The organism is Acinetobacter sp. ASP199 (assembly GCF_022700675.1).
Taxonomy (GTDB): domain Bacteria; phylum Pseudomonadota; class Gammaproteobacteria; order Pseudomonadales; family Moraxellaceae; genus Acinetobacter.
The window spans coordinates 2552965-2566095 of the sequence record NZ_CP062182.1; the positions used below are offsets into that span (position 1 = coordinate 2552965).

The window sequence follows — 13131 nt, forward strand, 5'->3', positions numbered from 1 at the left end:
GTCCTTTAACAACTGCTACGTCTTATAATGTCGTAAAAAAAAAGAGCAACCTAGAAAGTTGCTCTTTTCCAACCAATCGATTAATTGACGGGTCTGACTGATCGCTGCAACCCTTGCTGAATATCCTGCACAAACCCTTCAGGCGAAGCTTGTTGCTCCACCGTACGGTTTTGTTCTTGTTCAGGGTAGTATTCCTCCAGCACATCTAACCCTTCCTCTATATCCGTTTCAAACAGTGCATTGGCAAAACCCTTCCTTGCGGTAAAGTCTAAAGCTTCCTGATCAAACCCCGCCTGCTTGCTCTGTTCATCAATTTGCTTCGCCTGAATAATCGCCTCATTCAAGCTAATCCCTTCTCTTAAAGTCAGATCCACGTAATAGACTGGCTGACGATAGCTCTGTGTCGTACTCTTACCACGCAATATCAACTGCAATGGGAGGCAAGATAACAAACCATTAGACGCTGCATGGTAATAACTCAGTCGCGCAGCCAAAGTCCGAATACTGTTAAAGCCTGTGGTTCTAAAGATAAAGGTGCCAAATTCATCAGAATCATCCAAATTCACATGCAGGCGACCGTAGGGCTTGCAGTTCCCTCCTTGAGCCAATGGGCATAAATCAGGGGATGGACAGGGATGTTGCTCTACGCCTTGATTGGTTAAACGCTGGCATGTTTCACCATTGCCGACACAGACTGGCCGTCCAGTCTGACGGTCAAATAGGCTGTATTCTGCACGTAGGTTTAAGTCAGGATCATTGAAGATCATTCTGACCGGGATTGAGCGTAACTTTTGATTGAGAATATTCGCTCGAAGCTGATCATCCAGTGGATGTTTTATCCAACCACTCTCTTTGCTTTGGATTTGGCTGGTAATGGTGAATTGGTCATCCTTTTCAGGGATGCGTTTCCCATTCTTTTCGACAACCTTGCCGATACTGATCCGCCCAAGAATTGGCGGTGTAATGGCTAGACCTTTAATCATGTTGAAATTCCTCTGTCGTTGATATGTTTAGATGTGTTGCACTGTTTGCTTAAATTAAAATCAGCATAAAAAAATCCCATGCAGGGCTGCACGGGATTTCAGATTGCTTCTTGCTGAGTGATTAACTCTAAACTTTGAGCTAATCGTGATAAATGTTGAAACGACGGCTGCCTGCTTTCTGCAATGGGTATTGTTGGATGAGTTCAGGTTGGTGCTGAAGTAAGGACTTGGTATCCAGACTGATACTGTCCTTGCTCTTCTTCCATGTCACCGAACCTTGCTGAAATACAGCACGTTCATGTTCCTGCATCAGTGCCTGAACTCGGTGTTTGAGTAGATCAAACTGGCTTTGGTGCTGTTCAAGCTGCTGTTTCTCCTGTATCAGCTGATCAAACAGTTCATTGGCAAGCTTCACCTCCGTTAGATCAATACAACTCAGTGGGGTATGTTCAGGATAGAGCTGTTGTAAAGCTTTGGCTGCCGATTCACTGGCATCCACTGCAGGCGGAACGTCATTTTCAACACATTCCCAAAACAACCGTTCTGCCTGAATGATCTGTTCAATCAAAGCTTCATTACGACTGACTTTGTAGATTTTGGTTTCCTGCCCACACAGCAACACACAAATATGTGCCGCTTGTTTACCTGTCACCGCCAGTTGGTGTTGTACCTGACACAGCACATACAGAGGTACACCCACCTTCCACAGCTTGGCTCCATATTCACCTGCGGTTTTGCATTCTAGGATTTGCACGTCTTCATTGCCCACCACGGCATAATCCAAGTTTGCCAACATAAAGGCTTTATCAGGATCAGGGTGCTGTAACACCGCATTGACCCGACGGACTTTATTATTGGTGTGCATGCTGTAGTATTCAGCCACTAGCGGTTCTAACTGCTTGCCCCAATATAAAGGTGCATGCCCTGAGCTTTCATTATCAATGTTTTGCTGTACACGTCCTGTTTTAATCATCCACAGTTCTAGCATCGACATATAAGGATTTATGCCACAGGCGGCTGCGGCATCACTGCTGCCTATTCCCTGCTTACGCACTTCAAGCCATGCCTGATAGTCCAATTGTTTGGTGTTGATCAGACGTCTGGCATTTAAGCTACGTTTTGAACCTGATTGACTTTGTTTAAGCTTTTCATTGGCTACAGTTGGTAAATACTGAGATTGAGACGTTACTGTTGGGTTTATAATCTGATTCATGGGTTTATCCTTCTATCATTGATTTTAAAACGGCATAAAAAAAGCCACATCCGAAGATGTGGCAAAGAGGGATCGCTAATTAGGAAGACACTTGATCGTACTGATCACATGCCCTGATGGTAAAGTTTCAAGATTAAATTCAGCTTAAGCCACTAAGCGTAAAGCTTGCTCCAATCCACGTTGTTTCAATGCTGCCCCTGCACCAAACCATGCAGAGTCAAGGCGGTGATCGGTACTCATCGCACGACGTTCATGGTCGACAAATTCTGTGATTGCACAAAGTAGTCCATAAGCGGTGTCTTTGGCTGAAGATAAGTCTGCTCCACGTCCCTGCCCATTAAACATATTCATGACTTTGGTCATGGCACGTCCATTCGGTTCAGTTTTATTGGGCTGTGGATTGGCTTGAGATGCAACATTGCGGTAGTACTGAATAATATTATCCTCCTGCTCCATCGCACTTAGGCTATTGTTGTTAAATACCGCATCAAAATAAGCCGCTGCTTCTTTCTGCGTGACTTTACGCTGGGTGAGTTGTTTCATTTCATACATGTGGTCGTACCATGTTTTCACTGAAATACCAAGTTGATCTTTGACTTTATCAGCATCAAACTTGGTACTGTGTGGTACTTTGACCACGCCTGCATTGGAACTCTGTCCACGCAAGGCAATGGCTAAAGTGTTGTTACACACCACACGGATATTGGTGAATTGTGCTGTGGTCGCCAACGTACCGTCACATGCGGTTGCTAGCAGAATATAGCCATTGCTGACATCCCCACCTTTCAATTCTGCTGTTTGGCCTGTACGTGCCAAGGCCCAGAACTTTTTCCCACCTTTTAAGACACCCGCAGTTTCCAACTCAAACCCCGATTGTTCGGTCAGGTCACGGTAGAACTCCAGAATTTCCATCGGTTGGACTTCTTGATAACGCTGACTCACCACCGATAAAGGCGCATGCGTATCGGAACGGTACAAAACCCGCTGTTCATCATGCGGTAGGATTAAGCTTTGTCCTTTATGGTTTTCCGCCATATAACTGACATTCGAGCTTTCGATCTGCCAGTCCATGCCTGCTTGCTTGGCCCAGACTTCAATCGGTTGGTTTTGGCTAAGTTGATTGCCTAGACCATGCCATGGGGTTTGACCGACATACGCCATTTGTTCAATTTGATGTGCCATTTTGATTATTCCTCAAATAAAAGTGAAAGATGTAACCGTGTAAAGTTAGAGATGCGATTACGGCACCCATGCAAACGCTTGTTGGCAATCCAGACAGAGATACTGCTCGGCATTGCTGTAGTATTTTTCAAAGGCATACTGACTCACCACCACCAGTACGCCACCCACCACTACCCCAACAGCTGCACCGAAGAGCGGTGAAAAGCCTGACTTGCGAGCGACCTGCATGCCAAACATCGCCATCTGTGTTGGTGAGATACAACGTTGTAGTTGCTCAAAATAATTGGCATGCGCATTGCCTGAATCGGTTTGTCTGACCTGGGTAGACTGACAGTAGGGACATCGAATAAAAGACATGGGTATTCCTTGCGAAATGAATTCAGTGCGAAGAGCGAATTGAGGACATAAAAAAACCGTGCCCATTGAGGACACGGTTTGATTTAAATTTTGCTTTGTCGAGGAGAGTCGCTATTGAAAGCTATAGCTTGCAGTGCCTTTATCTGTTTCGACATCAACCTGCACCACATTGCTGTAGCTACAGTCTGTTAATCTCAGTCTTAAACGTTGCCCCATCTTAAAGTGCTGCGGATATTCCAACGATCGACGATAGCCTTCATAACGACATTGTCCATGATTGACAGAAACATGGCTGACATCGATAGGCTCTGCAATATTGGAACGGATGGTCAATACCGTAGCGGATTGATTTTGGGCATACCAGTTACTGGTATCAATTACATCGAGTTCGACCGTAAACGTGTTTGGATCAAGACCTGCATTACAGCCACTCAACATGATGCCTGTCGTTGTAGTCACTGCGAGGAGTAAGGGTTTTAAAAGTTGCTTCATCAAATTCATCCTTAGCAGTAGTTATAGCTCACGCCAAAATCACCTGTATTTAAATCAATGCTAGCCAAATGGATTTCACAGTCTGTACCATTATCAAATTTATAGACGTAGTAACGGTTGCCCGCCTGTTCCGACTCTAATGCACCGTGTTCCTGCAAGCTAAAACTGCTCACGGGTTTACCTATATCTTTAGCAACTTTAGCAAAGACGAGCTGCTGGTACTTATCTACATTTTTCTGTTCAAATTCAGGCAGGTCTGCATAAGGAAGCATGGATAACAAGGTATCTGCTGCTTTCAGGCTTTGATCCAGCTCAAAGTTCAGCAGCTTAGGTTGATTCTGTTCAGAGCTTGGTTGCTTGATTCCAGCAGTCAATTCCTCCACATCAATGCCATCAACTTCCGCAGCAGGAATGCCTTCTGAAGCAGCAGCTTCTGAAACTGGCATATCACTCGCGGCTGCAGTTGTTTGCACAGGCTTCTGAACGCTGGACTTGGTACTGAAAAAATAGAATCCAGACACGATAACAATGGTCAAGGCAAGAATAGCAGCTAGGCCTAATATAGTTTTTTGGTTCATCTCAAATCTCCCGCCTTTTAGTTCGGTACAGAGACTTGACCATTCTGAGCATTAAAGTGAACGAAGCGCGGACAACCACCCTGAAAGTTCACCGTGAAATTCCGCCAGCCACGATTGCCCGGATTGGTTTTATACATGCACTGATACACCCCGCCACCCAAATTTCGGGCTTGAACAAAATAGGCTTCACTGGCTTGTGCAAACCAGCCTGCCTGCGCCAATGATGCGCCTGCAAGTAGTGATGAAATCAGGGTCGTTTTTAGGAAAGTTTTAAACATCATCATTTTCTCTTTTTTATAGGCATCACTGGTCTTAGTCTTAATCAGACGCAGTGTTCCCCATGTCATAAATGTTGGAATGAATATCTATGTTTTTTTGAAGTGTTATAGACGATAAAGCACACAAATCTATGCCCCTCAAAACAGCATGAGAGATTCATCTTCATATCGGTAATATGTACTTAAAAAAGTTTTATTCTTAGAAAGTCATGGACACAGCTATGCATTGACTGCACGGCATCAGGTCTAATCACCCAACAGCACAAACATGAAAAAAGAGAAATATAAAAGACGGTCTTGATGTAAGCGCATGGCGTACTCCTTGTGTGAAAGAGTTCTACCAGAATCACTGTCAATTGATGGTGGCAGAACGAGAAAGGGTTGACAGACTGACACACAAGAATCAGCACGCACAAGGCGTCCCTCCCTCGCCCTACCGCAACGAAGGGGGACGAACGAGTTCGCCACCAAAAAATTACTTTTTTGATGTGCTTGTGTGTAAACGGTCTGTCAAAACCGACTGACGATGTAGGTCAGCAGGCTAAGGATAATCTGCACGCTGTAGAGCGTCAAGCAAGTGCAGGACACTGATATAAATTTTCAGCGCCGTACAGGTGCTCCATCAAACCATTTAAATCCTTTAGGGTAAATGCAGATTCTATTCGGAAGCCCAAACTGCCCCGTTTGATTCTCTGGCATGCTATTTAATGCACCCAAAGGACAGCCCGCTTCTTCTTGCATAATCCGATCAATCCTCAGCGCTTTTTGTGCATCAGCATCGGAAAGCTGATGATGCATTTCTGGATAAACACATGTGCCCAGATATCCAGTAACCCTCATCCAGTGCTCTCTGATATCATTGCAATATCCCAAAGGATCAGAATAGAGCGATCGGTTAAAGCTCAGATAAAAGTGGATCACATAACGCTGCTGAACATCATCCCGTACAATTTGATAAAAGCGGTAAATGGCTTGTGTTCTATACCAATACTCAGCCGCTAGACTTTTTTGGAAATTTGATAAAAATCGCTCTAACTGTCGCAAATCGATAATTTCATTTCCACCCTCATTTAGACTTAGTTCCAGCTTTAAATCCGCAGCATCGGGATAGATCTGGCTTGTATTACGGTAGGATTCTCTCAGCTTTTCAATCCGCTTCTCGTAGCGCTCATTCAGCTTATGCATTTCTTCAGTTAAGCTGGTGCTTTCAAACAGCACTCTCAGCCGCTTTACGATCTTATCGATATAAAAACCAGCGCTTCTTTGCGCCGTGACCTCAAAGAACCGAATCTGCTCTTCCTGTAATACACTGCAGTAAGCCTGAAAGAACTTGTCTGCCCAAAAGGAAAAAGACAAATGCTCATGAATGCCAACGGCCATCATTCTGCGCCACGATGAAAAATAGTCAGACAGCTTGCGTTTAAACTCATCATCGATATTCTTGTGATGAGCATCGTAATCAGTACCTTCTGGAATTGGAGCAAATCGAGTCGTTTGGTAATGCTCTAAAACGTCTTGTTCTAAACGTACTGCTGCAGACTCTAACTCTGAATGACTCATGTGCTGTCCTATGAATGAATTGATTTCATAGAACTGGCATCTTCATAATTTTTTAAACCAAATCTCCTCTTCCAGCTTTGCTAAAGCAGTCTGCGCATTCCACTCTTTGATTCTTCTATTTTCTTCTGTATCAGGTATTGGGCGACCATGATGCTGATAATCTCCTTTATAAAACGTTTTACGTCCTTGTGGTTTAACCAATAACGTCTGCTCGTATTTATCAGGGTCACTGAGATACGCAACTGCACCCAAAGCATTATTGCCTTGTTCGGGTATCGCTCGACGAATATCTCCAATGCCTAAACAACCTTGCTTCTCGTAGTTTTCTTTATTTTCTGTCGTATTGATGTTCCATCCCGTCCCTTTGCCTAAAGTAATCTCATTCCACTTCTCAATTACCCTTTCAGCAATTTTATAATCACTCTGGTGCTCAGACCGATTAATTACCAAGGCCAAGTGAGCATGAAAGCCTTTGGTTATCCCCTGCTCCAGTGCGATTGCATAGGTTACTAATGCATCAAAACAGCCATTTTTATCAGTAATCACAGCACGGAAGCTATCGATATGCTGATAGAAGTCATGCACCGTAATCTCACTCATGCTGTCCTTGCTATAGCTCAAATCCACTCTGATCACCAAAACCGAATAATATCCCTTAATTGCACCTTCGAACTCCTCAAGTAATGCCACTCGATTCAATCCTTTCCGTCTTGTAAAGCTTTTGATCTCCTCGCGTATCATCCCTCGATGCGCATGTAAGATTCGTCTTAGAGCCTTAATTGCACCTATAGACAACCCTGATAGATATTCAGCAAAGCTAAGCATGCCACGCTGACTATTGATGTATTCAGTGACTGCAATAAACGCCCTAATCGATGCTGCGTACTCAATCCCTTCTTGTTTAAACGCTTCAAATGCGCAATACAAGCGTTCTAAGTTGAAAATGAATGCTTCGTCTGAAATATCAAAATTAAGACATACATCTATAAAGCGATGAATGGTATACATCACCCCTGCCTGATCATCTAGATCTAATCGAAACACGTTGAACTTCCTTAACTATGATTCACGTCATAGTTAAGCAATCGACTTATTTTTTTAAATGGAGTCCTTATCTAGAGTAAGGACAAGTCATCCACAATCCGCATATATCGAATAGTGCTCTCATCCTGCATGAACTATTGATCCATAGCATCATCCATATTGGGATATGTATTCAGTCTATATGACATATCCAACTGTTCTTGTTATCTGTATGAGTAATAGTGATTGTATTGATATATCTAGTACTTATAGTTCTATGATCTATAGTCATTAATCTATTATTAGTATTAATCTCTATATATTAATAATATATAAAACCGTCTTAGCGCAAAAGCAATAACCATAGCCCAGCCGATCAGCAGAATTTCCAAACCTTCGGCTAAGCTCGGCTTTTTATATATTTTAGCGTTACGATAGTTAAGTCAGAAAAATGGTTTTTTCAAAAAAACTTAGCGCAAAAAAACTATTCGAATAATGACAAACAGTGATGATGCAGCAGTCCGTAATCTTTAAGTTCTGCCAGTGTTGGTGAAATTTCTGTTATTTGCTGTGTAGGAAAATCAAAGCGAGTTCCATCCTGAAAGGGTTCTTGAAACGCCAATTCACTTAAGACATACCTGTTAGCTTCCGCATGCTGATCAGGGACAAAGCAACAGCTGTATGTATTCTGTATAAATGACCGAGGTAAAATCCTAAAAGGCGTCACTATTTCAGTTGCATTTACCAATGCCCTTCCCAAACTACTTTTAGTTGCACTGAGCTTTTGGTCAATATCAGAATGTTTCCGCATACATTGCTGAAAAAAATAAATTTGGTTATTTGCAATCAGATCCATAACGGCCATTAAAAACTGATGAATTCTGGACTGCTCAGCATTTAACTTGAAGGTGATCATTGATTCAATTTTATCAGACTCATTTTTTAGCGTCATATCCTCTTTGATTGTTTTGATTTGAGTGGCTTGCAATGAATACGGATAGAGAAAGTCTGTGCACCCTAAACGCTCAAAGCTTTCATCATCAATTACTGCAGGGTTAGCATCTCTTAGCATTTTAAAAAGCGATATATTCTTGCTATATATTTGACAGCACCATTGCTCAAGCAAGCTTTGAAAAAGACCTAAGCGATTACACATCCCGCTGAGTTTAAGATGCTGGATAGATTCTGAATGATCTAAAACTTCCTCATCTTTCAAAATATTTTCATGCGGCTTTAAATTAAAAGTAGTGGATAATGAGTTTTCTGGACGCAGCTGCTTTAACTCTAAATAATGATCAAAGAATTTCATGACTTCCGCTCTTTGTATTACATCAAAATCATTATTCTTTTTGTATAGAATGGGCTTCATCCAACACAAAGGATCGTGCAGCAAATAGTTATTTTTATATTTCAACACCTCCAAACCAGTCTTTGAGTTGTCTTTTCCATCGTTTAGGAGCAAGTCACTCTTTTGATCAAGCACGGTAAAAATAGAGGCCACTTTCTGAACTTCAAAAACATGCGGCTGGGGGTACTTCAAAATATAAAATTTGCCGAAGATCGCAGCATCCCCCCAAAACCTATGCGAAAGGGTTAAAGCGTATATTGGAGACTCTGTTTGAATAAAACTATTTCGAATTGCGCCATCCGCTTGGCAGCGGATAAATCCGTTTTTTTTAAGCTGCTGTATAGCACGATAAATAGATTGTTTGCTTAAACCTGTGGCTCGCTCAATTTCATCAATTCCACAACCTATAACAATCCCAAACGAGTCTGCACCGTAAAGCAACCGTAATAAAACAAGATAACTTCGATAATCAAGATAGCAGTCGATCTCTATTTTTTTAGGTGAATTGCTAATACTTATGCCATCACTCTTTATAAATAAAGTCTGAATTAATTTTAATAAAGGGATCTGCCTAACCATACGCTTATTACTATTTTCTAACCATTCAATAGACGTGGCTGAATCAAGCCTTATATAAGTAAGATTAAGTTGTAAATGGCGAACTCTAGACCTTTTTCCAGTTTCAGGAAAATCTATTTTTAATATCCCCTGTTGTTCCAACTCATTCAATACACCCCGTAATTTTTTAACCTGTATGCCGATCACTTTTGATAATTCACCGAGTGGCAATGATGTACTTCCGTCTCCAAAATTTCTGATAAACGTGATTAATGCCCAAAAAGCATAGGCTGAAATTTGCCCCTCCACCCTTTGATAGAAAGCCATAAATAGCGCCAAAAAGCGCTGTTCAGAATCCTGAATACTCATGCTAAAAATTCCCACACACCAAGTTCTCCTTTGGGTATATGTATTTTACAGCAATAATGATAGGCATGAAATGATAATTGAAATTTGTTTTTTTAACAGTTAATTTATAATTAATATTTACTTAATATTTAATTAATGATATATAAATGTTAAGTAAATATTTATGAATTTTAAAATGGCACGACCACATTTAACCTTAGATAAATGGTTATCGACTGACACGGACTTAAAAAAAGATTTCTTGGATCAAGAGAGCTACATGAAGGAAAGTCTATTAACTAAGCTTGATAAACCTGGCCAAAAGATTGTTTACATATCTACAAATCACCCCCAACCTAGATCACATGAGAATTTAATATCAGATTCTCTACAAGACTTGGCTAGGACATCCCACACAAACGAAATATTTATAACCCCCCTCATATGTGAGACAACAAATTTTATTATTAAAACTAATGATGAACATTTTGCAATTTTAAAAAAGAAATTCCTTTTATTTAAATACCACTCTGAGAAAAAAAAATCCAACCGCATCACCAAACAAATCACAATGGACGAAAATATATTAAAACAACTTGAGAAAATTAAAAAAAGTTGTAAGTTTAAAAGTCTAGATAACTGCTTAGAATTTTTAATTGATGCACATAATTTTAAATTAAGTGAAAAAGATAAAATAATATCAAGACTCAAAAAAGAACAGAATTCAAATCATGATTCTAATTTAAAGCAAGAATTGAAATTAAAAGATGAAAAAATTACAGAACTCGAAAAAGAGCTCGTGCACCAAAAAGATATCATCCACCAAAACATGAGCAAATCTGCAAAAGAGTTTGAGGAATACCTAATTCAATGGGCTACAAATCAAACCATTGAATTAGAGAAAATTAAAGCTTTTTTAGGCGAGATTAACGAAGCAGATCAACAAAGCATTAACCAAACTCTTGCACCCGAAGCACTTAGCGAAATTGAAACTCAATTGAGAAATGAATGCGCAGAACAAAAACAATTTTTTATAATGAAAAATCGATCAAATTTAAATGATGCTTTAGGATTTGATCAGCATCATCAATATGGCAATACCGTACAAAATGACAATGAAGTGTGTGATTCATAGACATCATTTCAATATAATGGGTGTCTATGAACAGAGAAATTCAAAAAAGACTCGTATGGGTTAAATTATTTGAAGAGACCAATGATGCTGGCCTAGTTTGTCGGAGATGTGGCATTTCTAGACCAACGTTACGCAAGTGGTGGAAACGATATTCTGAACAAGGTATTGATGGATTAAGTAGTCAGAGTAAACGTCCCTTAAAATCGCCAAATACTAAAATCAATGCTGAGCTAGAAGCTTTAATATTAGAAATGCGCTCGGCTAGAAATCTTGGTGCTCGACGTTTGCAAACAGAATTGATGAGGCTACACGGAGTCTCGTTGTCCTTAGCGACTATCCATAAAGTACTCTCCACCCATCAAGTCAAACCGATTAAAAAATTCCGTCGTAAAGCAGATTTCATTCGTTATGAACGCCCATTACCAGGCGATAGAATTCAAAGGATACCTGTAAACTGGGTCCTGGAATATATCAATACACATCTATCGATGACTGCACACGATATCGCGTTTTAAGGATATTTAAACGCCGAACAGCAGCGAATACTCTCGACTTTTTAGACTGCGTAATTGAAGAAATGCCTTTTCCCATACAGCGAATACAGACCGATCGAGGGCGAGAATTCTTTGCTGAAAAAGTACAGAAAAAATTGATGCAGCATGGAATCAAATTTAGGCGAAATAAACCTGGTTCACCTCATTTGAATGGCAAGGTAGAGCGTTCTCAAAAGACTGATAAATCTGAGTTCTACGCTACTGTCGATATTAATTCTGAAGATATCCAAGACAAGCTAGCCGAATGGCAGCATTACTATAACTGGATGAGACCACATTCAGCTTTGAAAGGTAAAACACCGATGGAAAGGTACTTTGAATTATGTGAAGAAACCCCTTTCTCTGATGAGGTCCAGAAGCAATACAACCCATCAAATGAACGGATTCAACACGCCAATTACAAGATGGATTTAGAGATCGCTAAATTGAAACGATCTCTATGAATCACACAAATGAAGTGTACTAGTCACTCATTTTTAGGAGCAAGCAGCAATAGTACACCTCATACACTTGCTGCCTAAGAACGAGTCCCCTCATCACCTCAATGATATTCATAATGGAACCTGGATAATCTCTTTCAATAAATCAGGACGACGCCTTAAGTGATTGACCAGCACTTCATCGCAATATGCTGTATTAAATGGGAGTTGCTTTTGCTGTGGAAAATACCGCTCTGGATGCTGTAGAAACTGTTCCCATTTTTTATTTTCATTCTGTAATTCCCTAATCTGGTTTAGATAGGTTCTATCCTGAATATTAAATGACACACCAAAATCATCATCTTCACAGGTGTCTTTATTTTCGTTATTTTTTCTGGCTTCTGTTAAATCTAAAATTTTCTGTTTATTTGTCTCTAATCTGCTTTGAACCCATTGCAAATCAAACTCTCTAAACTTGATTTGCAGCGTGGGTAAAATCAGTTGTACTGCCTGCGAAGCATTTTTAAATCTTCCATTTTTTTGAGCATAACCAGTTAATTCTGAATAGAATATTTCAAGCTTTTTATGCAACAGCGGCGCATATCGTTTTCTTATATTCAAAATTCCATTGATTCTACGCTTCAAACTCGGGTTATAGGTGTAGACTCTCTCGCCGTCATCAACAACCAACTCAATATATTTATTTAATATTTCAGAATATTTCTCATTAATCTGCTGCTGTCTATAATCACGAATCCTCTCTATTACCGCATTAATTTGACCAAGCAAATTCAGCAAGTCCTGTACCGAATACGTTTCACCAACGAACTGCATTTGGCTATGCTCTACCATCAGTTCAACCAAAAATTCGCGTTCTGACGCTTCAAACTCAGTCTTTGGATCAGGATCGCTTATTATTTTATGTTCTCTTAAAAAACGTCCAGCATGATCCAAAAAGCAATTCAGAATTTCATCCTTCAATTGCTCAAAATCAAGAAGTGTGCAATTTTTCATTTATGAATCTAAATAATAGTTTTCAATATGTTATACCACAACTCTAGTAAAATATTATTTCTAATTATTAGTATTACATAAAGACCTAC

General features: G+C 40.3%; 12 protein-coding genes and 1 pseudogene. 2 read left to right on the forward strand and 11 right to left on the reverse strand.

Features of this window, described 5'->3' with window-relative positions:
- Nucleotides 1-80 precede the first annotated feature (80 nt).
- From IHE35_RS12130 to IHE35_RS12175, 10 genes are all read right to left on the reverse strand, one after another.
- Complete coding sequence (locus tag IHE35_RS12130) at nt 81-983, reverse strand: hydrolase or metal-binding protein (RefSeq protein WP_242787816.1); 903 nt, start codon at nt 981-983, stop codon at nt 81-83.
- A gap of 139 nt (nt 984-1122) precedes the next feature.
- The gene (locus IHE35_RS12135; protein ID WP_121533572.1) at nt 1123-2196 is read right to left on the reverse strand and encodes a lambda-exonuclease family protein; all 1074 of its coding nucleotides are present in this window, start codon (nt 2194-2196) and stop codon (nt 1123-1125) included.
- A gap of 144 nt (nt 2197-2340) precedes the next feature.
- A complete protein-coding gene (locus IHE35_RS12140; protein WP_242787818.1) occupies nt 2341-3378 on the reverse strand; it encodes a DUF932 domain-containing protein in 1038 nt (345 codons plus the stop codon).
- Between the two features lie 57 nt (nt 3379-3435).
- Nucleotides 3436-3735: a hypothetical protein gene (locus IHE35_RS12145; RefSeq protein ID WP_002126054.1), complete on the reverse strand. Its 300-nt coding sequence runs from the start codon at nt 3733-3735 to the stop codon at nt 3436-3438.
- Nucleotides 3736-3846: 111 nt separating this feature from the next.
- Entirely contained in the window at nt 3847-4227 is a 381-nt protein-coding gene (locus tag IHE35_RS12150; RefSeq protein WP_242787820.1) for a hypothetical protein, read from the reverse strand.
- Between the two features lie 11 nt (nt 4228-4238).
- Nucleotides 4239-4805, reverse strand: a complete 567-nt coding sequence (locus IHE35_RS12155) for a hypothetical protein (RefSeq protein WP_242787822.1) — start codon at nt 4803-4805, stop codon at nt 4239-4241.
- Nucleotides 4806-4822: 17 nt separating this feature from the next.
- Entirely contained in the window at nt 4823-5083 is a 261-nt protein-coding gene (locus tag IHE35_RS12160) for a hypothetical protein (RefSeq protein WP_242790007.1), read from the reverse strand.
- Nucleotides 5084-5683: 600 nt separating this feature from the next.
- Nucleotides 5684-6643, reverse strand: coding sequence for a hypothetical protein (locus IHE35_RS12165; protein ID WP_242787824.1), 960 nt, complete (start codon nt 6641-6643; stop codon nt 5684-5686).
- A gap of 42 nt (nt 6644-6685) precedes the next feature.
- Nucleotides 6686-7687, reverse strand: a complete 1002-nt coding sequence (locus IHE35_RS12170) for an inovirus-type Gp2 protein (RefSeq protein ID WP_242787826.1) — start codon at nt 7685-7687, stop codon at nt 6686-6688.
- A 463-nt stretch (nt 7688-8150) separates the two neighbouring features.
- On the reverse strand, nt 8151-9941 hold the full coding sequence (locus tag IHE35_RS12175; RefSeq protein ID WP_242787828.1) for a hypothetical protein: 1791 nt from the start codon (nt 9939-9941) through the stop codon (nt 8151-8153).
- A gap of 175 nt (nt 9942-10116) precedes the next feature.
- Between IHE35_RS12175 and IHE35_RS12180 the strand changes: the two genes are divergently transcribed.
- Together IHE35_RS12180 and IHE35_RS12185 are read left to right on the forward strand one after the other, a co-directional pair.
- Nucleotides 10117-11055, forward strand: a complete 939-nt coding sequence (locus IHE35_RS12180; RefSeq protein ID WP_242787830.1) for a hypothetical protein — start codon at nt 10117-10119, stop codon at nt 11053-11055.
- Between the two features lie 26 nt (nt 11056-11081).
- A pseudogene (locus tag IHE35_RS12185) lies at nt 11082-12052 on the forward strand (IS481 family transposase).
- 108 nt (nt 12053-12160) lie between these two features.
- On the opposite strand, the gene IHE35_RS12190 reads toward IHE35_RS12185, so the two are convergent.
- Entirely contained in the window at nt 12161-13042 is an 882-nt protein-coding gene (locus IHE35_RS12190; RefSeq protein ID WP_242787832.1) for a hypothetical protein, read from the reverse strand.
- Between the last annotated feature and the right edge of the window lie 89 nt (nt 13043-13131).

Bases quoted from the DNA above. Each gene is read 5' to 3' on its own strand.
- IHE35_RS12135 (WP_121533572.1), bottom strand. From the start codon at position 2,196: ATGAATCAGATTATAAACCCAACAGTAACGTCTCAATCTCAGTATTTA.
- IHE35_RS12160 (WP_242790007.1), bottom strand. From the start codon at position 5,083: ATGTTTAAAACTTTCCTAAAAACGACCCTGATTTCATCACTACTTGCA.
- IHE35_RS12155 (WP_242787822.1), bottom strand. From the start codon at position 4,805: ATGAACCAAAAAACTATATTAGGCCTAGCTGCTATTCTTGCCTTGACC.
- IHE35_RS12165 (WP_242787824.1), bottom strand. From the start codon at position 6,643: ATGAGTCATTCAGAGTTAGAGTCTGCAGCAGTACGTTTAGAACAAGAC.
- IHE35_RS12190 (WP_242787832.1), bottom strand. From the start codon at position 13,042: ATGAAAAATTGCACACTTCTTGATTTTGAGCAATTGAAGGATGAAATT.
- IHE35_RS12175 (WP_242787828.1), bottom strand. From the start codon at position 9,941: ATGAGTATTCAGGATTCTGAACAGCGCTTTTTGGCGCTATTTATGGCT.
- IHE35_RS12145 (WP_002126054.1), bottom strand. From the start codon at position 3,735: ATGTCTTTTATTCGATGTCCCTACTGTCAGTCTACCCAGGTCAGACAA.
- IHE35_RS12130 (WP_242787816.1), bottom strand. From the start codon at position 983: ATGATTAAAGGTCTAGCCATTACACCGCCAATTCTTGGGCGGATCAGT.
- IHE35_RS12150 (WP_242787820.1), bottom strand. From the start codon at position 4,227: ATGAAGCAACTTTTAAAACCCTTACTCCTCGCAGTGACTACAACGACA.
- IHE35_RS12140 (WP_242787818.1), bottom strand. From the start codon at position 3,378: ATGGCACATCAAATTGAACAAATGGCGTATGTCGGTCAAACCCCATGG.
- IHE35_RS12180 (WP_242787830.1), top strand. From the start codon at position 10,117: ATGGCACGACCACATTTAACCTTAGATAAATGGTTATCGACTGACACG.